This window comes from Bacillus sp. FSL R12-0074 (assembly GCF_038005725.1).
GTDB classification, from domain to species: domain Bacteria; phylum Bacillota; class Bacilli; order Bacillales; family Bacillaceae_G; genus Bacillus_A; species Bacillus_A mycoides.
Window position 1 is genome coordinate 4950258 of record NZ_JBBOTR010000001.1, and the last position, 21450, is coordinate 4971707.

Sequence of the window (21450 nt, forward strand, 5' to 3'; positions counted from 1 at the left end):
ACATAAAAATCCCCTTAACGATTTTTATCGTTAAGGGGATTAAAACACTTATTTCTTACCGAAATAAGTAACAACCGCAAATCCTAAAATAAAAGTAATAATTGAACTTACAATTGAAATTCCACCAGTCGGAATTCCAGGGAACACAATGACAATCGACCCGATAACGAGCCCAATAATTGCCGCAAATGTCATACTTTTATAACGATCTAACAAATAACTAATTCCTTTACTACTTACAACAAATCCGGCCATCACGCCGGCACCGATAACCACGATTAACGGTAAATTGAGTGTAGTTAAAGCGTTAATTGCTGTCGGATACACACCAATAATTAATAAAATAAACGATCCACTAATTCCAGGAAGAAGCATAGCCATACTAGCCATCCATCCTGCCAAAAATAAACCAATTGCATTTAAAATTGTTAACGTCGTAATCGGATCAGCTGCCTTATCTGGTTTAAAGAATGCTGTTATTGCAACAAGAATTGCTGCAATTATTAATAAGGCAATATGACTACCTTTAAACGTTGCCTTTGCATCAGCTTCTCTCATTAACATCGGTAATATACTAATAATTAAACCGAGGAAGAAAAATTGAGTCGGTTCATAATGATTTGCTAATAAATATTTAATAACATGACTTAACGTTAGAAAAGCTGCCGCTACACCAGCTGCAAGTGGGATTAAAAACGCTAAATGTTTTTTCCATTCACGACTAAAGAATCCGCTAATTGCTGCGAGCAATTGTTCATAAATCCCCAACACAACAGCGATTGTTCCGCCGCTCACACCAGGAATTAAATCACTAACGCCCATACAAAATCCACGATATATATTACGCCATTCCATACTGAATAAATTCCTCATTTCTTATAGTGATTTTTCCCGTAAATTCTAGTATAACAATAAGAAACACTATATTCTTAATTATTTTTGACAAAAGTTTGACATTTGAACAAAAAAAAGAAAGCCACCTATCGGTAGCTTTCTTCCAAAAAGGAAAAAACACCCTTATTTTTCTGTTACAGTCTTTAGTTCCTCTACTAACTCTTCTATATAATGCTGTGCACTCTGCGCTGCAATACTACCATCGCCTGTTGCCGTTACAATTTGACGAAGCATTTTTTCACGAACATCACCAGCTGCGAAAATACCAGGAACTTTCGTTTCCATACGCTCGTTCGTTTCAACATAACCATTTTCATTTGTAATACCTAGTTCAACAAACGGTTTTGATAATGGTAACATACCGATGTATATGAAAACGCCGTCAGTTTTAACTTCTTGTTCTTCTCCGCTGTTTACATCTACAAGTGTTACGCTTCCTACTTTACCATTTGCATCGTTAATTTCTTTTATAGTGTGATTCCAAATGAAATCTACTTTCTCATTTTGGAAAGCACGATCTTGTAAAATTTTCTGTGCACGAAGAGTGTCACGACGGTGAACGATCGTTACTTTTGATGCGAAGCGTGTTAAGAATACACCCTCTTCAACAGCAGAATCTCCGCCGCCAATAACAACAAGTTCTTTCCCTTTAAAGAATGCACCATCACATACTGCACAATATGATACACCGCGGCCGCCAAGTTCTGTTTCACCTGGCACACCAATTTTTTTATACTCTGCACCGCTTGCAACGATAATTGCACGTGCTTTATATTCTTTTTTACCAGCAATAATTGTTTTGTACTCTTTACCATCGATGATTGCTTTCACATCACCGTATGCATATTCGGCACCAAATTTCTTCGCATGCTCAAACATTTTATTTGATAAGTCTGGTCCTAAAATAGACTCATAACCTGGATAGTTCTCTACATCTTCTGTATTTGCCATTTGTCCACCTGGGATACCACGCTCAAGCATCAGTGTGCTTAAATTCGCACGAGATGTATATACCGCAGCTGTCATACCAGCTGGTCCTGCACCAATAATAATGACATCATAAATTTTTTCTTCTGACACACTATTCACTCCCATTCATTCATACACATTAAGTTACCCTCATTATACTGTTAGCATCATTTTTTTCCCAATGATTTGCCTACCCTACGTGTGCGTGCGCTTAACAGCCTGCACATACTTTCGTACAGTCGCTACAGATACATTATATACATCACCAAGCTCTGCCTGTGTCATCTTATTTCTTTGTTCGCCGCGCACAATGTATTCAATTGCCGCTGACCAACCGTACACATTTGTAAAAGTCGCTCCAGATGTATATAAACGTATGAACGTGCAAAACCAAAAATTTAAACACTCTTCGATTAATTCATCGTCTTTTTTCGTATAATTGTATAATGCATCCGCGATTCGTACGCACTGTTCAAATTGCTGTAAATCAGCTGGGATACTTTTATGACTATTAAGTAAAAAGAAATATTTTGCAAGTTGCGATACGATTGGAACACCATTTTTCGCTTGCGTTACATCAAAGAAGAATCCAACCTTCTCTGGTGTTGACAATTCATTCATTAAATATAAAGCTAGCATTTTCTCTTCTAGCGTCGTACTTTGCTGAAATGATTTTCGTAACTCTTCAAATAAAAGATTTTGTCCTTCATCTGCTAAATTCAGTGCATTCCACGGTTCTTTTCCTTTTTTATCAGGATGCAATTCTACAACATGTTGCCACATTTTTCCAGCTACTTGCTGTTCCTTCACCATATACGCAGAGTATGCAAACCAGTAATAAAAACTGACGTCTCCTTCATACCCTTGACGCTTTAATACTTTGAACCATTTATATGCAGGTTCAAAATGACCAATTGTTGCAAGTGTTGTTCCAAGTTTCAAACGATGCTCAAATGAAATTGGATATACCGAAACTAACTGCCCCGCTAATGACTCTACTTGCTTATGCTCTCCAATTGAATATAGAAAAATAAGCGTATTACAAAGCGCATGCATATTACCAGGATTTTTCTCTAAAATCATTTCTGTTAACTTAAGCGCTTGATCTACATTACCTGATTGAAAATGTGCAATCGCTAAATTATTATGTCCTGACCAAAATTCTGGATATTCTTTCGTAACAACTTCTAGTGTAGCAATCGCCTCTTCTAATTGTCCGTTACGAATGTAGCGGTTCGCTTCTTCTTGCATAACAATTAGCTCATCTTCATCCTCAATCTCTTCCGCACCCATTGCATCTTCTTCCATAATCTCAAGCAATTCTAATGTATCTTTTACAAATTCCTTCTCTTCCGCAACTTCTAAATATCGCTCTGCATACTTCTTCGCCTGTTGAAACAAGCCCATATATGCATAATTATTTGAAATAAAATAATAGCATTGCTCAAGTTCAGGATTGGATCTAACAAGCTTTAGAAATATCTGATTCGACTCTTGATATTCACCAGATTCAGATAATGCTATTGCTAGTTGGCATAAAATAAACGGCTCCTTTTCGCTTTGTGCTGCTCTTCGAAAATATTTAATTGCATCTTGCAATTTTTGCCCTTTATAAGCCCTCATCCCTTTTTTATAAAAGAAGTCCGCTAACTGATTAAAAGAGATAACTTGTCCGTTCTCCTTATATATTCTTTGATTTTTCCCCATATATCCTCCAGTTTTTTGTTTTCTTCGTTCACACATTCTTCTATCTATAAGTATAAACGATTCCGTAAAAAACAAAACAGTATATTATAATCAATTATTTCCTTTTTATTCATAAAAAGAGAAGGGAAATGTTACATTTTTAACATCAACCTTCTCTAGTGGCCATTTCCTCTTTCGTATAAATAATACGCATCGGATTTCCGCCTACGAAAGCGCCGCCTGGTACATCTTTATGGACAAGTGTGCCTGCTGAAACGATAGCTCCATCTCCAATTGTCACACCTGGTAAAATTGTCGTATTCGCTCCAATCATAACTTCATTCCCTATGACGATTTCTCCGAGTCGATACTCACGAATTAAATATTCATGCGCTAAAAGCGTTGTATTATAGCCGATAATTGAATTGTCTCCCACAGTAATCTTTTCTGGAAACATAATATCTGGCATTACCATAAGTGCAAACGACGTTTTCTTTCCTACTTCCATCCGTAAAAACGTGCGATATAACCAATTCTTTACGGATAAAAATGGCGTGTAACGTGCGATTTGGATGATAATAAAGTTTTTCATTACCTTCCAAAAAGAAACTGTTTTATACACATTCCACAATGAATTTTCTCCTGAAACAGGATAGCGCGTTGTCCGTCGCACTGAACTCTCTCCTCTACTTATATAAAGTGACACTTTAACCGGCAGGAATCTTACTACCCGTTAATGCGGGACAAAATCGGTAGTAAATCACTCATTTTATCTAGCACATAATTTGGTTTATACGCTTCTAAATACGCTCTACCTTTCAATGTCCATGACACCGCTACTGTTTTCGTACCTGCATTTTGTCCACCGACGATATCATGATGATTATCACCAACCATCAATGTTTCTTCTGGCTTTGCATCTAATAATTCGAGTGCTTTTTGGAGTGGTTCTGGATGTGGTTTCACATGTTCCACATCATCAATCGTCACGACAACATCAAAAAACTGATCCAGTTTCGAAAGCTTTAATCCCATTTCAACCGTCTGTCTCGCTTTCGTTGTAACGATGCCGATCTTATAACCTTGCTTCTTCAATTCTTGAACCGTTTCATATACAGTTTCATACTCTTCCACTAATTCATCATGATGCTCATGATTAAATTGACGATAACATGTAATCATCTCTTCAACCTTACTTGCATCAATCTTACTAAAAGTATCATGCAAAGATGGACCGATAAATGGCAATACATCTTCACGCTTATACTGATTAGAATAATAGTGATTTAACGTATGTAAAAAAGAAGAGATAATAAGTTCATTTGTATTAATTAACGTTCCATCTAAATCAAATAACACTGTATTTATTTTCATCGTCCTTAATCCTTTCATTACCTGAATATGAAAGAAGCAGCATCTTATATAAGATGCTACTTTTCTCTAATTTTCTAAATATCTTTTATCAGCTTGCCCCATTTTTCGTCTCACAATAATGAAAATGATAGAAATAACAACAATTCCAATAGACATTACTTGTGCAATACGAAGTGGTCCTAGCATTAAACTATCTGTACGCAAACCTTCTACGAAGAAGCGTCCCACTGAATACCAAATTAAATATGTGAAGAATAATTCACCACGGCGTAAATTCACTTTTCGTAACGCGAGTAGTAAAATAACGCCTGCAAAGTTCCATAATGATTCATATAAAAACGTTGGGTGATAATACACACCATCAATGTACATTTGATTAATAATGAAATCCGGTAAATGAAGACCTTCTAAAAACTGTCTCGTCACTTCATCACCATGCGCCTCTTGGTTCATAAAGTTTCCCCATCGGCCAATTGCTTGTCCTAGTAAAATACTCGGCGCAGCAATATCCGCTAACTTCCAGAATGAAAGCCCGCGTCGTTTCGCAAAAAGGATTCCTGTAATAACAGCCCCGATTAAACCACCATGAATCGCCAAACCACCTTGACGAATATTAATAATTTGACTCGGATTTTGCGAATAATATTCCCATTCAAAAATGACATAATACATTCTCGCAAAAAGAATGGCAATTGGTACTGCGATTAATACAAGGTCGATAAATGTATCTTTGTGAATACCAAGCCTTTCTCCCTCGCGAGTTGCTAGCCAAAGACCTAATAGCACACCTGTACCGATAATAACCCCATACCAATAAACAGGGAACGGCCCAAGTTGGACTGCTATACGGTCAAGCTGTGGTACAGAACCTAACAGCATATATATGACCCCCCTCTCTAGAGTCTACTCTTGATTTCCTAACTCAATCGCACTCATTAATCGTTCAGAGAACTGTTGTGCCGCATTGACTCCCATACGTTTTAATCTGAAGTTCATCGCTGCTACTTCAATAATAACAGCCAAGTTTCGACCAGGACGAACTGGAAGTGTAATCTTCGTAAGTTCTGTATCAATAATCTTCATCTTCTCTTCATCAAGACCTAAGCGATCATAATTTTTCTTTTGATCCCAAATTTCAAGATTAATAACAAGTGTAATACGTTTATAATTTCGTACTGCCCCTGCACCGAATAACGTCATTACGTTAATGATACCTAGACCACGAATTTCTAATAAGTGCTCAATTAAATCAGGTGAGCTCCCTACTAATGTATCTTCATCTTCTTGACGAATTTCTACGCTATCATCCGCAACAAGGCGGTGACCACGCTTTACAAGTTCAAGCGCTGTCTCACTTTTCCCGACACCACTTTGACCTGTAATTAAAACACCAACACCATAAATATCTACTAACACACCATGAACAGCTGTTGTTGGCGCTAACTTACCTTCTAAATAGTTTGTTAAACGACTTGATAATCTCGTCGTCGTTTGAGCAGAACGTAATAAAGGCACGCCTGATTCACGTGATGCTTGTAATAACTCATCCGGTACATCTTGATTACGAGTTACAATAATACAAGGCGTCTCCTCAGTACAAAGCGCTTTCATTCTCTCTTGCTTTTGCTCTGTCGTTAACGTATCAAAGAACGTAAGCTCCGTTTTTCCAAGAAGCTGCACGCGATCAGCTGGATAATATGTAAAAAATCCTGCCATTTCAATTCCAGGTCGCGATAAATCACTCGTATCAATCGGACGATGAATCCCTTCTTCACCACTTACTAACTCCAATTGAAATTGTTCAATTAAATCTTTTGTCCTTACTTTCGGCATATGTATAAACCTCCACTCCGCTGCGGGTTCAGTCTCATTTGATGTAAAATTCCATTCTATCGGATATTGTACCATTTTTTTCTGGAAACAAGAAACTCGGTTTCTAATAAATAGAAAAAAACATTTCATATGAATCATGAAATGTTTTTCTTTTTGTCATTTTCTCTTTTTTTCATGTAATGGTTCAACAATTACTTTTTCAATTATCATATTAAAAATAGAAATACAAATTGCCGCAACAATCGCTACACCAAATCCAGATATATTAAAGGCGTCCCCTAATAACGAATCCGTCATCTTTAACGTAATCGCATTAATAACAATTAAGAAGAAACCGAAAGTTACAAGAGTAATCGGTAGCGTAATTAAGATTAAAAGCGGCTTTACAAATACGTTTAAAATCGCCAATATAATACTCGCAATAATTGCAGTTTGTATATTTGCTATGTAAAATGCGTCTGGTGCAACCCCTTTTAAAAGTCCGGATACAGCGATTAACACAACGCTATTTACAAGAAGTGATACAATCCATCTCATTTCCTTACACATCCTTTTAACATATATATTTCATCATACGCTAATAGACAATAAACGCAAGTATCATACGAGCGCTTATATCAACTTATTCTACCCTTCATGCTTGTATACCTATTAACAACCTTACTAGTTTTCCTTAGTGAAATAAAAACCGAGTGCAATTCCCACTCGGCTTTCATTAACAACTTATTGTGATAACTCTACTTCTTTTATTTTCTCTTTCATTCTTGCTTTATCACGATCTAAAATCTCTTTTAAATACTTACCTGTATAAGAGCGCTCTTCTTTCACTACTTGCTCTGGCGTTCCGGAAGCAACGATTTGTCCGCCTTTGTCTCCGCCTTCTGGTCCAAGGTCAATAATATAATCAGCTGTTTTAATAACATCTAAATTATGCTCAATTACAAGTACCGTCTCACCACTCTCAACAAGACGTTGCAACACTTCTAGAAGGCGTGCAATATCATGTGCATGTAAGCCAGTCGTTGGCTCATCTAAAATGTATAACGTACGCCCTGTAGAACGACGATGTAATTCAGAAGCTAATTTCACACGCTGCGCCTCACCACCTGATAACGTCGTAGCTGGTTGTCCTAATTTCATATAACCAAGCCCTACATCTACAAGCGTTTGAAGTTTACGCTTAATCTTCGGGATATTAGCAAAGAACTCTACCCCATCTTCAATTGTCATCCCTAACACTTCAGAAATATTCTTATCTTTATATTTCACTTCTAACGTTTCACGGTTGTAACGTTTACCGTGACAAACTTCACACGGAACATACACGTCTGGTAAGAAATGCATTTCGATTTTAATAATTCCATCACCACGGCACGCTTCACAACGGCCGCCTTTTACGTTAAAGCTGAAACGTCCTTTTTGATACCCACGTACTTTCGCTTCATTCGTGTGCGCAAATACATCACGAATATCATCAAATACGCCAGTGTATGTCGCCGGATTTGAACGTGGTGTACGCCCGATTGGTGATTGATCAATATCAATCACTTTATCTAACTGCTCAAGACCTTTAATTTCTTTATGAGCCCCTGGCTTCGCTTTCGCCTTATATAGCTTTTGAGCTAATGATTTGTATAGTACTTCATTAATTATCGTACTTTTTCCAGAGCCAGATACGCCTGTTACTGCTACAAATGTTCCTAGAGGGAATGACATTTTCGCATTCTTTAAGTTATTTTCTTTCGCACCGACAATCTCCACTTTACGTCCGTCACCTTTACGTCTTTCAAGTGGTACCGGAATAAACTCTTTACCGCTTAAATATTTCCCAGTTAATGAATTCTCGTCTTGCATAACTTCAGCTGGTGTACCTGCTGATACAACTTGACCACCATGAATACCTGCACCAGGTCCGATATCAAGTAAATAATCAGCAGCCATCATCGTATCTTCATCATGCTCAACAACAATTAACGTATTTCCTAAATCACGCATTTCCTGCAATGTACGAATAAGACGATCATTATCACGCTGATGCAAACCAATAGAAGGCTCATCAAGAATGTAAAGTACGCCAGTAAGGCGAGAACCAATTTGTGTCGCTAAACGAATACGCTGCGCCTCACCACCTGATAAAGTTCCTGCGGCACGACTTAACGTTAAATAATCTAAACCGACGTTCACTAAGAACCCAACCCGTTCCTGAATTTCTCTTAAAATTAAATGAGCAATTTTTTGTTGTTTCTCCGTTAACTCAACAGTTGAGAAGAACTCCTGTACTTCTTGAACAGAATATTTCGTTACATCGGCAATCGTTTTATCACCAACGAAAACAGCTAAACTCTCAGGCTTTAAGCGTCCACCTTTACACTTCGGACAAGCTTGCTCTGCCATATATTTCTCCATTTGCTCACGAATATAATCAGAACTCGTCTCACGATAACGACGCTCAATATTCGGAATAACACCTTCAAATAAAATCTCATTTTCCTTTACTTGACCAAATTCATTCACATAGCGAAAATAAAGCTTCTCTTCCCCGCTTCCGTACAGCACTTTATCAAATAAATCCTTCGGTATATCTTTCACCGGCATATCCATATCGATGCCGTAATGATTACACACAGATTTTAACAATTGCGGGTAATATTGTGAACTTGTCGGTTCCCAAGGAGCAATCGCATGTTCATTTAATGACACATCCCAGTTCGGAATAACAAGTTCTAAATCTACCTCTAACTTCGATCCAAGTCCATCACAAGAAGGACACGCGCCGAACGGACTATTAAACGAGAACATACGCGGCTCTAATTCTCCGATTGAAAAACCACAATGTGGACAAGCATGATGTTCACTAAATAGAAGTTCTTCCTCTCCCATTACATCGATTAAAACTCGGCCCCCGCCAAGCTTTAAAGCACTTTCTAGTGAATCTGCAAGTCGGCTTGCAATTCCTTCTTTCACAACAATACGGTCAATAACAACTTCAATTGAATGCTTCTTATTTTTTTCTAAAGTAATCTCTTCCGATACATCCAGCATCTCTCCATCAACGCGCACACGAACATAACCTTGCTTCTTAATATCTTCTAATACTTTCGCATGCGCACCTTTACGCCCTGACACGATAGGCGCTAGCACTTGCAACTTCGTACGTTCAGGATATTCAAGAACACGGTCTACCATTTGTTCCACTGTTTGTGATGTAATTTCAATTCCATGATTCGGACAAATCGGCGTACCAATTCGTGCGAATAATAAACGTAAATAATCATAAATCTCCGTTACCGTTCCAACCGTTGAACGAGGATTACGACTCGTTGTTTTTTGATCAATTGAAATCGCTGGAGATAAACCTTCAATCATATCAACATCCGGCTTATCCATTTGCCCTAAAAACTGGCGCGCATACGCAGATAAAGATTCCACGTATCTACGCTGTCCTTCTGCATAAATCGTATCGAATGCTAACGATGATTTCCCCGAACCAGACAATCCCGTCACAACAACAAGCTGATTCCTCGGAATGGTTACGTCAATATTTTTTAAATTATGCGCTCTAGCACCTTTTACAACAATAAAATCTTTACTCACTCTTTTCACCCTTCCGCTTTTAATTCTAATAGTAAATCTCTTAATTCAGCTGCACGCTCGAAATCTAATGCCTTTGCTGCTTCTTTCATCTCTGCTTCCATCTTCGCAATTGTATTTTCACGTTCTTTTTTCGTCATCTTCTTAGCTGGTGTTGCTTCATATATTTCCGTATCCTCAGCTGCTGTTGTCGCACGAATAACGTCACGTACTCCTTTTTGAATCGTCTTCGGCGTAATACCATGCTTTTCATTGTAAGCTTCTTGTATACTACGACGACGCTGTGTTTCTTCAATTGCAATTCCCATTGATCTCGTTATGCGATCTGCGTACATAATAACGCGGCCGTTTGCATTACGCGCCGCACGACCAATTGTTTGAATTAATGAACGCTCTGAACGTAAGAAACCTTCCTTATCAGCATCTAAAATAGCTACAAGTGATACTTCTGGAATATCTAATCCTTCTCGTAATAAGTTAATACCGACAAGTACATCAAACTTACCAAGGCGAAGATCACGGATAATTTCAATACGCTCTAATGTTTTAATTTCAGAGTGAAGATAATTCACTTTAATTCCTACATCTTTTAAATAGTCCGTTAAATCCTCTGACATTTTCTTCGTTAAAGTCGTAATTAATACACGTTCATTTTTCGCAATCCGGTCATGGATTTCTCCTAATAAATCATCTATTTGTCCTTCAATTGGTCGTATATCAATTGGTGGATCTAAAAGCCCTGTTGGACGAATAATTTGTTCTATTGCTTTCGGTGACTGCTCTAACTCATACGGTCCTGGCGTTGCCGAAACGTAAATAACTTGATTCGTTTTCTCTTCAAACTCATCAAACGTGAGCGGTCTATTATCTAAAGCTGATGGCAGACGGAATCCATGATCAACAAGCACTTGCTTACGTGCTTGGTCCCCGTTATACATCGCTCTTACTTGCGGAACCGATACGTGCGACTCATCCATAACGATTAAGAAACCCTCTGGAAAATAATCTAAAAGCGTATACGGCGTTGAACCTGCTGGACGAAGTGTTAAATGACGGGAATAGTTTTCAATCCCTGAACAAAAGCCCATCTCGCGCATCATTTCTAAATCATAACGCGTTCGCTGTTCTATGCGCTGCGCCTCTAACAACTTACCGTTATCATTTAATTCTTTTAAACGCTCTTCTAATTCTTTTTCGATATTTTCAATAGCGACCTTCAGCTTTTCTTCACGTGTAACGAAGTGAGATGCCGGGAAGATTGCTACATGATCACGTTCTGCTAATACTTCACCCGTTAATGCATTTACTTCTCGAATACGATCTATTTCATCCCCAAAAAATTCAATTCGAATACAATGCTCATCAAGTGATGCGGGGAAGATTTCAACTACATCTCCGCGCACACGGAATGTACCACGCTTAAAATCAATATCATTACGTCCATACTGTACATCAACAAGTTCACGAAGCAATTGATTGCGGTCCTTTTCCATACCAACTCGAAGCGAAACAACTAACTCGCGGTATTCTTCCGGAGAACCTAAACCGTATATGCACGAAACACTCGCAACGATAATAACATCATCTCGTTCAAATAAGGAAGACGTTGCCGAGTGGCGTAATTTATCAATTTCATCGTTAATTTGCGCATCTTTTTCAATAAACGTATCCGTATGTGGTACATACGCTTCCGGCTGATAATAATCGTAATAACTAACAAAATACTCCACAGAATTGTTAGGAAAGAAATCTTTCAGCTCACTATATAACTGTCCTGCTAACGTTTTATTATGAGCCATTACAAGTGTTGGTTTCTGCACTTCTTTAATGACATTTGAAATCGTAAATGTCTTACCCGTTCCTGTCGCTCCAAGCAACACTTGCTTTTTCTTTCCACTATTAATTCCCTCTACAAGCTTCTCTATCGCTCCCGGCTGATCACCTTGCGGGGAATACTCTGAGATAATTTCAAATGGATGTTCCAACTAAAAACCGACCTCCTCATAAAAATCTGTATTATTATTTTACCACGAATGCCCATAAAAAACCTAAAAAAACGAACAGATATTCGGTAAAGTTTTCGACAAGTTATATATAGAAAAAGGAAGGAATAAATACTTCCTTCCTCTACTAACTCTATTTTTTAAGTACATATAATAAGTCATATCCATTGCGCCCATTTTCATTCGTACAATCTATTAACCTATATGCCATTTCTGATTCACGTTGCTCTTTAACAATCCTTTTACAACTATCTTTATGTAACCCTTTATGGTCACCAGCAAATTGATCTTGTCTATTATCTAACACATAAAGTATATCTTTCTCACTATGCTCTAACGTTTGAAAAATCGGGTCACCTTCATGTGTATACTGTGCAATTCTTATTTTATCAACTTCCCCTTGTTCCACATTCCAAACGAACTTCTCGAATTTATCTAGATTAGAAATTTCCGCCCCTTTGCAACGACATCATTCTTCTTATCAATTGCACTGTTAGGTTGTGAACATGCTACTAAACTAAAGAGAAATAAGCATATAAAACTTGTTCTTTTTCCTATTGTTATCCTCTCCTATACAAACTATTGGTATACTAGAAAAAAGCTACTTTCCTCTATGAAAGTAGCTTCTTGTTTCCTTTCTCCTTCTTCGGAAAAATAACATATGAAAATGAAATCGCAGTATCCGCTAAAAGAATAATAGCCCATACTTTGCTTACACGGCTTGCTGTTTTATTTAAAACGATTCCTGACTCTAACCAATTTCCCCACTGTTCTACTGGAATAAGCCCATACATGAAGAAAAAGAATATATGAACCGCAATAAACAAAATAAGATGTAAAATCCAATTTTTTATTTCCTGCTTCGCATGCGCCATCCCTGTTACTTCAAATGGTTCTTCGATAATAGGCGCCGGTTCATTCCGCCACTTCGCAACTAATTTTTGTACATATATATCTAATTTCTTCAAATCCTTTTTCCCATAAAAAACTGCATATAATAAAATGATTACCGTAATGATTTGAAAATTAGAGAACTTCCCTGTTTGATAATAGTCCAATACCCCTAAAGTTAAAATAAACACTTCATTTATGAGTAGCACAATCCCCATAATAAAGCTCGCCTTTTTCAAGCGAAATCCATACCTTAGTAAAAAGAATCCGATAGCTGATAACCAAAATACAATCTCTGCCCCAATTAAAAAATACCAACGATATTCTGCAAGTATACTCATTTATCCCTCTCCCTTTCGTCATATATACGAAAAGCCTCATCCATATATGATAGAAGCTCTTCTTCAATTGGATACATACTCATTTTCTGTGAATCTTCTTTTGACTTTCTTACTTCCCACAATTTATCTAAAAATGCTTCATCACCATTTGCCATCTCTAAACACTTCTGCATTAATTTCTTTGTTGCGCCTTGTACCTCATCACATGATGCTTCCTTACCGTCTTTCATAAAGTTACGTAGTTGCTTTAATAAATTTACCCATTCTAAAACATTCGGGTCTTCTTCACTCATGTTCGGCAAATTATGAAGCAACTTTTGTTCTCCCTTAGAAAAAACTTCATTTTGAAACATCTCACGTATTCGCGGAGACTGTTTCGAAAGCTGAATGAGTTCAAACATAACTTTCCAATCCAGTTCTCCCTCCACATCCACTGAATAAACAACTGCCTGTAAAATACGTTCCATTCGATTAAATTTTTTCTGTTCTTCCTGTACAAATCTAAGTTGCTTTTCAAGCGATATTTTTAAATTGAGCTCATCCGTTATTAACATATTCGTAATCTCTTTTAATGAAAAACCCATTTCTTTTAAAAATAAAATTTGTTGCAAACGAACAACATCTCTCTCGCTATATAACCGATGTCCTCCATCAGTTTTCCCACTCGGCTTTAATAAATCAATTTGATCATAATAACGTAACGTCCTTACTGTAACCCCTGTTTCCCTCGTTAGTTCTTGAATTGAAATCAACTCCATCACCTCTTCTCCTTTATTATAAAAGGTGACGTAACGTAACTTTCAAGTAGTTTGTAAAAAAAATACAAAAAGCTGTTTATACCTTTTGTATAAACAGCTTTTATGGAAATAACCCCTTTTGTATAGCACGCCCACAAAATAAAATAATTGCCCCTACAACAACACTTGTTGCTGTTTTATGATAATGCGCTAAAATTAATAAATAGTATGATAAACCTGCAGCACCAATTATAATACATACACTTGGCACTGGATTACGAGAGAAGTTTTGTATTCCCAAAAACAAAGCAAAAATAGCCGTAGCGACACCTAATACCGGTAATCCCATCCCAGTTCCCCTTTTTCTATCTATTCCTTGTTGCTAACACACTCGTCGATGCCATACTTATTAATAAACCAAAAATAGCAATATATAATAACTCATTTACATGTACTACTTGCCTATCTAAATACTTATTTACACAAAGATACATAATGAACAAAAAAACGCAGCTTGTAATACAAATCGTAAAATATGACTTCATATTGTTCACAACTCGCTCATCAATTGACGATACTCTCTCTTCTTTCAAACGCTTTTGTTCTCTATATTCCGAAATGCCATATAAAATGACTAGTGCTACATTCGATATGAAGATCGTTCCCCACGAAATACTTAAAATCATTAAACTCACATTTAAAACAAGACCCGCTAAAAACAAACTTCCTATAAACCGTATAATATCTTGCTTACTCATACATGATCAGCCTCTTTTTGATTTCTATATTTCCATTTCGGCCAATAGTTCACAAAGAAATAAACAAACTGTCCTAATACAAATAAAACAAACGGCATGCCCGCATTTCCATAAACAATTAAATTATACAAACTCCATACCGCTAAACTCATTGTTAAAAACAACCCTAAATATTTAAACGCTTTATCCGATTGAAATCTCTCAAACTCATCTTGCATTTTCATTCCTCCTATCGCTATGCTCGTTTCCCCGCCATTACTCCTATAGTGAGACTACCAGCAAATAAGAAACTACATACAATGAATATTTCTGGAATCGGTATAGTAATTCGCCCTATCGCTTTGCTTGCAACAATATAAACAATAAGCAAAAGAAATGCGAATATAAATGAGACATTTACATACTTTCTTATATTTTCATTTACCCGCTCATCTATATCTGGAAGTTCTTCTTTTTTGTACTTCCGCTTTTTGCAATTCGTATACAATATCAGAAATACAATTGCTAAAATGTTACTAACTATAAGCGATAACATCGGTATGGATGGGTCCATAATACGAACTAAAACGTCCCCTCACATAATCCTAAGACAGTAGCGATATACAACTTTTTAGTGTCGTTCATTTTCTCTCCCCTTACTCCAGCGTAAATATTTCCTCTACCTTCATCCCAAAATATTTGGCGATTTTTAGGGATAGCTCTAGACTCGGATTATAATGATGGTTTTCAATCGCCACAATCGTCTGCCGCGTCACCTGCATCGCCTTTGCCATTTCCACTTGCGTTATATGATGTTGTTTTCGTAATTCTTTAATTTTATTTTTCACACCCATAGGCTCCACCTTCGAAAGTAAAGATATCTTTACTTTAATTATAAATATTTTCCAAATTCAAGTAAAGATATATTTACAAAAAAAGGTAAAAAAAGAGACATCTATAAGATGCCTCTTTTTTTTGCTACATAAATCCTAAAGCATACACAAGAACATACCCAAGAACAGATAGGCAAACCGAGCCAATCAATCCTGCCATGAATGCCCTACTTCCTAATTTACGGAACGTTTTAAACTCTACATTTAAGCCTAGCCCTGCCATCGCCATTGCAATAAGCATGTACGCAATTACTACAATATAGCCGGCAACAACTTCTGGGATAATCCCAATCGAATGCACCGCACTCATCGCTAAAAATCCGAAGATGAACCAAGGAATCGGAAGGTCGCGCCACGATCTTTTTTCCTTGCTTTCCTCGCTCTTACCAAACCATAATCCAATTAAAATCGCTACTGGCACAAGCATCGCTACGCGCGTTAACTTCACAATAACCGCGATGTCTACAGCCGTGCTACCTCCTGGCGCTGCAGCCGCGATAACGTGAGCAATTTCGTGCAGCGTCGCACCTGAGAACACACCGTAACCGTAGGGTGAGAAGCCAAGCACTGGGTATAATAGCGTATAAATAAGTGTAAATATTGTACCTAAAATTGCAATAATTGCTGCCCCGACTGCTGTTTCTTCATCTTTCGCTTTCACTTGCGGTGCAATTGCCACGACCGCTGCCGCTCCGCAAATTGCAGTCCCGCATGCTGTTAAAATTCCAAGTTTCTGTTCTACTTTAAATACTTTCGTTAGTCCATATACAACGAAAATTGTAAATGTAATAACAACCGCTGCGATGACCAATACTTTCGGCCCCGCCTTCGCAATATCTACAAGATTTAACCTCATTCCGAGTAAGATGATCCCAAAGCGTAGCAACTTCTTACTCGCAAAGTTCGTTCCCACTATCGCTTCTTGATGAATCCCGATTGCCGCGCGCCAAACCATTCCGATTAGAATAGCGATTACTAATTGTCCCATAATATTTAAAAATGGAAGCTCTGCTAAATATTTCGCGGCGATTGCGATTAATAACGTAATCCCAATACCTTGCGAAAATCCAAAGCCCTTCTTCTTTTGTATAACAAGTGTTTGTTCCACTTTGTACCACCCCAATAATCGTATTGGAACATGCATGTTCTTTCTAGTTACATTATAAGAGAGTTTTAATAATAAGTTTAATATCAATATTGAATCCCTATCATCAGAAATACTTATGATAAAATAAAAGCAAAAATAAAGGGGCTAACAAATGAACGTCGACATTTTAAAGATCTTTGTTACTGTCGTTGAACAAAAACATTTTTCGCGTGCTGCGGAACTATTAAACCTTTCACAACCTGGCGTTAGTATGCACATTCGCAACCTGGAAAATGAATTTGGGACTACACTTATTCAGCGCTCCCCAAAGCACGTCCAAGTTACGGAAGCTGGAAACATATTATACATACACGCAAAGCAGATGCTCTCCCTTTATGAAGATGCAAAACAGGAAATTAATGCGCTGCATAACGTCGTAACAGGGACACTTCGCATCGGCGCTAGCTTTACAATTGGCGAATACTTACTTCCAAAAATACTTGCGCGCTTTGCCAATGAAAATGCACACGTCGAAGTTCATACATTTATCTCCAATACGGAAGAAGTTTTGCAAAGCCTCCGCTCTAATCAAATTGATATCGGCTTAGTGGAAGGCCAAGTCGTATACGCTGACGTAGATGTTGAAACTTTTATGCAAGATGAAATGAAACTCGTCGTCCCGCCAAACCACCCATTGCTCCATATCAAGGGGATTAACGAAAATGCATTGCAAGACCAAGTCTGGGTATTAAGGGAGAGCGGCTCTGGCACACGTGCCTATAGCGATCGATTTATACACCAACATCATTTAAAAATGAAACGCTTCTTTACATTTAGCAGTATTCAAAGCGTGAAGGAAGCCGTTGCAGCCGGTCTTGGCATCGCTATCCTTTCAGATTGGACTGTTCGAAAAGAACTGTTGGCACAAGAAATATTCCACATCCCTGTTCCGAACGAAGAGCTAATCCGTCCATTCTCCATCGTGCGCGGCAAATATTTTATCCCGTCTAAAGCTATTCAAGTCTTTTTAAAACACGTAGATTCTTTTGCGAAAAAACAGAGTTGACCTTCACATTAGTGTGAAGGTTTACAATACATGTAAAAGGAGTGAAACACATTGCGAATTGGAGAGTTATCAAAAGAAACTGGGGTTAGCGAAAGGGCACTAAGACATTATGAAGAAAAGGGATTACTCCCTTCGAAACGCCTAGCAAATGGCTACCGTGATTTTGATGAAAGTGCAATCGAAAAAGTAGAGCTGATTCAAATGTACTTGCAAATCGGCTTAAATTTAGAAGAAACAGAACGAATGCTACGTTGCCTTGAAATCGAGCCACATCTCTACGAAAATCCGTGTAGTAGTATCCTTGCACTTTACGAAGACAAACTTGATGAGGTAACGAAGCAAATCACATTACTTTCCAACATTCAAACGAATTTACAAAAACACGTTTCACTCCTAAAACAAGCAAAAGAAAAGGGATGATTACATGTTTGTTATACATGGCAGTTCAAGACAAAACGGAAATACGGAAGCTTTAACACATATGGTGATTGATGGGATTGAAACAGAACAAATTTACTTGCGTGATCATATCGTCCACCCAATCATAGATCAGCGCCATGATGTAGAAGGATTTCAACCTGTAAATGATGACTACGAGCAGTTAATTGAGCGCATGCTAGAGCACGACACGATTATCTTCACTACACCACTATACTGGTACGGAATGAGCGGCCACATGAAGAACTTCGTTGATCGCTGGTCACAAAGCTTGCGTAATAAATCTCTTCATTTCAAAGAAAAAATGAAAGGCAAAAAAATGTACGTTGTCATCGTTGGCGGAGACAGTCCAAAACTGAAAGCATTGCCGCTTATCGCCCAGTTTCAATATATCTTTGATTTTGTTGGTTCATCATTTGAAGGGTATATTATTGGGGATGCGAATGGACTAGATGAAATCAAGAACGATGCTGAGGCGCTGGCAAAAGCACAATTGTATAATAATAAATTCAAAAATAGCAAACAGAAATAAGTTTGACAAATCCATTTGTATGCGCATACAATAAAAATAATATTATGAAAGGAAGGTACTTTGACCAATGAAGTTCTAATTCTCTTATTTATTTCATCCATCACAAATAGTGAACAAAAATGATGAAAACTAGCAGAGGATTAGTCTGTCCATTTGTCGATACTTTCTTTCGATACGATCATGTAAAAAATCGTTTATTTATGTACGATTTTTACATTGAAGGGCGACATTTATCCTCTCTAGTGAAACTAGGGAGGTTTTTTTATGACTATTTTAATCGCACGTAATATCGAAAAGAGCTTTGGTGATCGCACCATATTTACGTTACCATCACTAGAAATTCAAGCAAACGATCGTATAGGGATTGTCGGAGTCAACGGAGCTGGAAAATCTACGTTATTACAAATATTAAGTAAAGAAATAGAAGCTGACAAAGGCACAGTAACTCATCATAGTTCTATCGCCATTATCCCACAGCTTAGCGAGGGGATATCGGAAACCGCTTCTTCCCTCGCTAAGGGCAAATGGAATATTTCAAACGTCGCAAATTCAATGAGCGGCGGTGAACGAATGCGCCTAAAGATCGCCCATGCCCTCGAACAAGATGCAGGCATTCTATTTGCTGATGAGCCAACAAGTCACTTAGATATGTTCGGTACAGAGCAATTAGAAAAGGCACTTTTATCTTATAAAGGTGCACTTGTTTTAATATCGCATGATCGTGATCTTTTAGATGCCATATGTACAAAAATCATCGAAGTTGAAGACGGTACTATTCAAGAATATAAAGGTAATTATTCAAACTATCGAAAGCAAAAAGAACGTGAGCGAATACAAAAGCAAGCAGAATATGATCAATATATACAAGAAAAAAATCGGTTAGAACAGTCAATTTCACAAAGAAAGCAACGTGCTTCTAGCATGACAAAAATCCCAACACGGTTCAGTTCATCTGAATCTAAACTTTATAAGTGCAGCGGGGCTCATGGGCAAGAAAATGTTAGCAAAGTAGCGAAAGCACTAGAAACACGCCTTGAAAAGTTGGAACAGAAAGAAAAACCGAAGGACTTCTCTCAAGCTCAGTTTGACGTACAATACCACACACCAATTCATAGTAAAGCAGTTGTTCAGTTTAATAAAACAACGAAGAAAATAGGGGATCGCACATTATTTAAAAATATGAATGGAACAATTGTCCCTGGGGCAAAGCTTGCTATTTTAGGGACAAACGGAAGCGGAAAAACAACTTTGTTCAAAATGCTTCTCACGAACGAGCGTGGCATTCAGCTTTCGAAAAGTTGTAAAATTGGATACTTTGAACAAACATTATCTATTTTAAAAACAGATAAAACAATTTTAGAAAACGTTCTAGAAGAAACAAACTATACAGAATCGTTCGTTCGAACAATACTTGCACGGCTCCTATTCCGCCGTGAAGATGTTCATAAACCTGTGCACATCTTAAGTGGTGGAGAACGCATGAAGGTTGCACTCGCAAAAGTATTTTTAGGAAACTATAATATGCTTCTGCTCGACGAACCGACAAACTATTTAGACTTGGCAACGCAAGAAGAATTAGAAAGCATGTTACAGGAGTATCCTGGCACAATACTTTTCATTAGCCATGACCGTGCCTTTATTCGTTCTGTTGCAAACCATATTCTACAAGTAGATGAGAGCGAACCAAGAATATTCCACGGCAATTACGAGCAATACACAAAAAGAACCACCCAAGCTTCTGTAAACGTTACTGAACAAGAATTATTACGATTACAAACAAAATTAACAGAAATCATCAGCCGGATTTCTATCCCAAATCAGCATGATGACATCACATTTCTCGAACAAGAATACGAAAAATTATTAGTTCGAATTCGGCAGTGTAAAGAAGCGCTCTAATGTCTTCCCCATATATCGACGGGACCTTCCACATTCCCCAAGAAATATCGAGGCTTCGACATAGAATATCACCCTACCTATAATGTTAGACACAATAACAACAAAAAGCCGTGCACCAGCACGGCTTTTCACTTTATATACGGACAGCAGTCCCACTCACCGCAACCATTAGCATTCCTTCGCGAACTACTTCGTAGTCCACGTCGATACCAACAATGGCGTTCGCATTTTTTTGTCTTGCGAGAGTTTTCATCTCTTCCATTGCAATGTCGCGCGCTTCTTTTAATTTACTTTCGTAGGCGCCTGCGCGACCACCGACAACGTCACGGACAGAAGCGAAAAGGTCACGAACGATATTCGCACCCATGATTGCTTCGCCATTAACGATATCGATATACTCAATAATTTCTTTCCCTTGAATTGTAGAAGTTGTTGTTACAATCATGCTTTATAGCCTCCCATATAAGATTTCCACTTAC

At 37.8% G+C, this 21450-nt stretch carries 22 protein-coding genes and 2 pseudogenes; 4 read left to right on the forward strand and 20 right to left on the reverse strand.

Annotated features, from left to right (window positions below):
- Nucleotides 1-48: 48 nt before the first annotated feature.
- The 19 genes and pseudogenes from NSS97_RS25925 to NSS97_RS26015 form a co-directional block, all read right to left on the reverse strand.
- Complete coding sequence (locus NSS97_RS25925) at nucleotides 49-855, reverse strand: undecaprenyl phosphate translocase family protein (protein WP_107887226.1); 807 nt, start codon at nucleotides 853-855, stop codon at nucleotides 49-51.
- Between the two features lie 162 nt (nucleotides 856-1017).
- Entirely contained in the window at nucleotides 1018-1974 is a 957-nt protein-coding gene (gene trxB, locus NSS97_RS25930) for a thioredoxin-disulfide reductase (protein ID WP_002089563.1), read from the reverse strand.
- An 84-nt stretch (nucleotides 1975-2058) separates the two neighbouring features.
- Nucleotides 2059-3570 carry a tetratricopeptide repeat protein gene (locus tag NSS97_RS25935; RefSeq protein ID WP_107887225.1) on the reverse strand — a complete coding sequence of 504 codons (1512 nt, stop codon included), beginning with the start codon at nucleotides 3568-3570 and terminating at the stop codon, nucleotides 2059-2061.
- A gap of 145 nt (nucleotides 3571-3715) precedes the next feature.
- A complete protein-coding gene (locus NSS97_RS25940) occupies nucleotides 3716-4222 on the reverse strand; it encodes an acyltransferase (RefSeq protein ID WP_002139159.1) in 507 nt (168 codons plus the stop codon).
- Between the two features lie 53 nt (nucleotides 4223-4275).
- Nucleotides 4276-4923, reverse strand: a complete 648-nt coding sequence (ppaX, locus tag NSS97_RS25945) for a pyrophosphatase PpaX (protein WP_107887224.1) — start codon at nucleotides 4921-4923, stop codon at nucleotides 4276-4278.
- 66 nt (nucleotides 4924-4989) lie between these two features.
- Entirely contained in the window at nucleotides 4990-5802 is an 813-nt protein-coding gene (gene lgt / locus NSS97_RS25950; RefSeq protein WP_002034719.1) for a prolipoprotein diacylglyceryl transferase, read from the reverse strand.
- 24 nt (nucleotides 5803-5826) lie between these two features.
- Nucleotides 5827-6756, reverse strand: coding sequence for an HPr(Ser) kinase/phosphatase (hprK, locus tag NSS97_RS25955; RefSeq protein WP_002016091.1), 930 nt, complete (start codon nucleotides 6754-6756; stop codon nucleotides 5827-5829).
- Between the two features lie 156 nt (nucleotides 6757-6912).
- Nucleotides 6913-7293, reverse strand: a complete 381-nt coding sequence (locus NSS97_RS25960; RefSeq protein WP_002089574.1) for a phage holin family protein — start codon at nucleotides 7291-7293, stop codon at nucleotides 6913-6915.
- A 186-nt stretch (nucleotides 7294-7479) separates the two neighbouring features.
- Nucleotides 7480-10350 (reverse strand): excinuclease ABC subunit UvrA, encoded by a 2871-nt coding sequence (uvrA, locus tag NSS97_RS25965; protein ID WP_002016096.1) that lies wholly within the window; start codon nucleotides 10348-10350, stop codon nucleotides 7480-7482.
- A 5-nt stretch (nucleotides 10351-10355) separates the two neighbouring features.
- The gene (gene uvrB, locus NSS97_RS25970) at nucleotides 10356-12332 is read right to left on the reverse strand and encodes an excinuclease ABC subunit B (protein ID WP_107887223.1); all 1977 of its coding nucleotides are present in this window, start codon (nucleotides 12330-12332) and stop codon (nucleotides 10356-10358) included.
- A 151-nt stretch (nucleotides 12333-12483) separates the two neighbouring features.
- A pseudogene (locus NSS97_RS25975) lies at nucleotides 12484-12914 on the reverse strand (DUF4362 domain-containing protein).
- A gap of 47 nt (nucleotides 12915-12961) precedes the next feature.
- On the reverse strand, nucleotides 12962-13582 hold the full coding sequence (locus tag NSS97_RS25980) for a hypothetical protein (protein ID WP_107887221.1): 621 nt from the start codon (nucleotides 13580-13582) through the stop codon (nucleotides 12962-12964).
- Nucleotides 13579-14340, reverse strand: a complete 762-nt coding sequence (locus NSS97_RS25985; RefSeq protein WP_131929179.1) for a MerR family transcriptional regulator — start codon at nucleotides 14338-14340, stop codon at nucleotides 13579-13581. Before NSS97_RS25985 ends, NSS97_RS25980 begins: the two co-directional genes overlap by 4 nt.
- A 100-nt stretch (nucleotides 14341-14440) precedes the next feature.
- The gene (locus NSS97_RS25990; RefSeq protein ID WP_107887219.1) at nucleotides 14441-14668 is read right to left on the reverse strand and encodes a hypothetical protein; all 228 of its coding nucleotides are present in this window, start codon (nucleotides 14666-14668) and stop codon (nucleotides 14441-14443) included.
- A gap of 16 nt (nucleotides 14669-14684) precedes the next feature.
- Complete coding sequence (locus NSS97_RS25995) at nucleotides 14685-15077, reverse strand: ATPase (RefSeq protein ID WP_107887218.1); 393 nt, start codon at nucleotides 15075-15077, stop codon at nucleotides 14685-14687.
- Complete coding sequence (locus NSS97_RS26000) at nucleotides 15074-15295, reverse strand: hypothetical protein (protein ID WP_002089582.1); 222 nt, start codon at nucleotides 15293-15295, stop codon at nucleotides 15074-15076. The genes NSS97_RS25995 and NSS97_RS26000 overlap by 4 nt, the downstream gene beginning before the upstream one ends.
- A gap of 17 nt (nucleotides 15296-15312) precedes the next feature.
- Nucleotides 15313-15701: pseudogene (locus NSS97_RS26005) on the reverse strand (hypothetical protein).
- Between the two features lie 11 nt (nucleotides 15702-15712).
- Entirely contained in the window at nucleotides 15713-15910 is a 198-nt protein-coding gene (locus tag NSS97_RS26010) for a helix-turn-helix transcriptional regulator (RefSeq protein WP_000538358.1), read from the reverse strand.
- A 124-nt stretch (nucleotides 15911-16034) separates the two neighbouring features.
- A complete protein-coding gene (locus tag NSS97_RS26015) occupies nucleotides 16035-17057 on the reverse strand; it encodes a YeiH family protein (RefSeq protein WP_341114383.1) in 1023 nt (340 codons plus the stop codon).
- A gap of 151 nt (nucleotides 17058-17208) precedes the next feature.
- On the opposite strand from NSS97_RS26015, the gene NSS97_RS26020 reads away from it, so the two are divergent.
- The 4 genes from NSS97_RS26020 (at nucleotide 17209) to abc-f (ending at nucleotide 20971) form a co-directional block, all read left to right on the forward strand.
- Nucleotides 17209-18102, forward strand: coding sequence for a LysR family transcriptional regulator (locus NSS97_RS26020; RefSeq protein WP_107887216.1), 894 nt, complete (start codon nucleotides 17209-17211; stop codon nucleotides 18100-18102).
- Between the two features lie 51 nt (nucleotides 18103-18153).
- Nucleotides 18154-18522 (forward strand): MerR family transcriptional regulator, encoded by a 369-nt coding sequence (locus NSS97_RS26025; protein ID WP_002016114.1) that lies wholly within the window; start codon nucleotides 18154-18156, stop codon nucleotides 18520-18522.
- Between the two features lie 4 nt (nucleotides 18523-18526).
- The gene (locus NSS97_RS26030; RefSeq protein ID WP_107887215.1) at nucleotides 18527-19072 is read left to right on the forward strand and encodes an NAD(P)H-dependent oxidoreductase; all 546 of its coding nucleotides are present in this window, start codon (nucleotides 18527-18529) and stop codon (nucleotides 19070-19072) included.
- 264 nt (nucleotides 19073-19336) lie between these two features.
- Nucleotides 19337-20971, forward strand: a complete 1635-nt coding sequence (gene abc-f / locus NSS97_RS26035; RefSeq protein ID WP_341114386.1) for a ribosomal protection-like ABC-F family protein — start codon at nucleotides 19337-19339, stop codon at nucleotides 20969-20971.
- Between the two features lie 133 nt (nucleotides 20972-21104).
- Here abc-f and NSS97_RS26040 read toward each other — a convergent pair whose 3' ends face one another.
- Entirely contained in the window at nucleotides 21105-21416 is a 312-nt protein-coding gene (locus NSS97_RS26040; RefSeq protein ID WP_002068307.1) for a heavy metal-binding domain-containing protein, read from the reverse strand.
- Nucleotides 21417-21450: the final 34 nt, after the last annotated feature.

Coding starts and splice junctions, on each gene's coding strand:
- NSS97_RS25960 (WP_002089574.1), bottom strand. CDS start 7,293: ATGAGATGGATTGTATCACTTCTTGTAAATAGCGTTGTGTTAATCGCT.
- ppaX (WP_107887224.1), bottom strand. CDS start 4,923: ATGAAAATAAATACAGTGTTATTTGATTTAGATGGAACGTTAATTAAT.
- NSS97_RS26040 (WP_002068307.1), bottom strand. CDS start 21,416: ATGATTGTAACAACAACTTCTACAATTCAAGGGAAAGAAATTATTGAG.
- NSS97_RS25995 (WP_107887218.1), bottom strand. CDS start 15,077: ATGAGTAAGCAAGATATTATACGGTTTATAGGAAGTTTGTTTTTAGCG.
- hprK (WP_002016091.1), bottom strand. CDS start 6,756: ATGCCGAAAGTAAGGACAAAAGATTTAATTGAACAATTTCAATTGGAG.
- NSS97_RS25990 (WP_107887219.1), bottom strand. CDS start 14,668: ATGGGATTACCGGTATTAGGTGTCGCTACGGCTATTTTTGCTTTGTTT.
- NSS97_RS26020 (WP_107887216.1), top strand. CDS start 17,209: ATGAACGTCGACATTTTAAAGATCTTTGTTACTGTCGTTGAACAAAAA.
- NSS97_RS26010 (WP_000538358.1), bottom strand. CDS start 15,910: ATGGGTGTGAAAAATAAAATTAAAGAATTACGAAAACAACATCATATA.
- NSS97_RS26000 (WP_002089582.1), bottom strand. CDS start 15,295: ATGCAAGATGAGTTTGAGAGATTTCAATCGGATAAAGCGTTTAAATAT.
- abc-f (WP_341114386.1), top strand. CDS start 19,337: ATGACTATTTTAATCGCACGTAATATCGAAAAGAGCTTTGGTGATCGC.
- lgt (WP_002034719.1), bottom strand. CDS start 5,802: ATGCTGTTAGGTTCTGTACCACAGCTTGACCGTATAGCAGTCCAACTT.
- NSS97_RS25925 (WP_107887226.1), bottom strand. CDS start 855: ATGGAATGGCGTAATATATATCGTGGATTTTGTATGGGCGTTAGTGAT.
- NSS97_RS25985 (WP_131929179.1), bottom strand. CDS start 14,340: ATGGAGTTGATTTCAATTCAAGAACTAACGAGGGAAACAGGGGTTACA.
- NSS97_RS25935 (WP_107887225.1), bottom strand. CDS start 3,570: ATGGGGAAAAATCAAAGAATATATAAGGAGAACGGACAAGTTATCTCT.
- NSS97_RS26030 (WP_107887215.1), top strand. CDS start 18,527: ATGTTTGTTATACATGGCAGTTCAAGACAAAACGGAAATACGGAAGCT.
- NSS97_RS25980 (WP_107887221.1), bottom strand. CDS start 13,582: ATGAGTATACTTGCAGAATATCGTTGGTATTTTTTAATTGGGGCAGAG.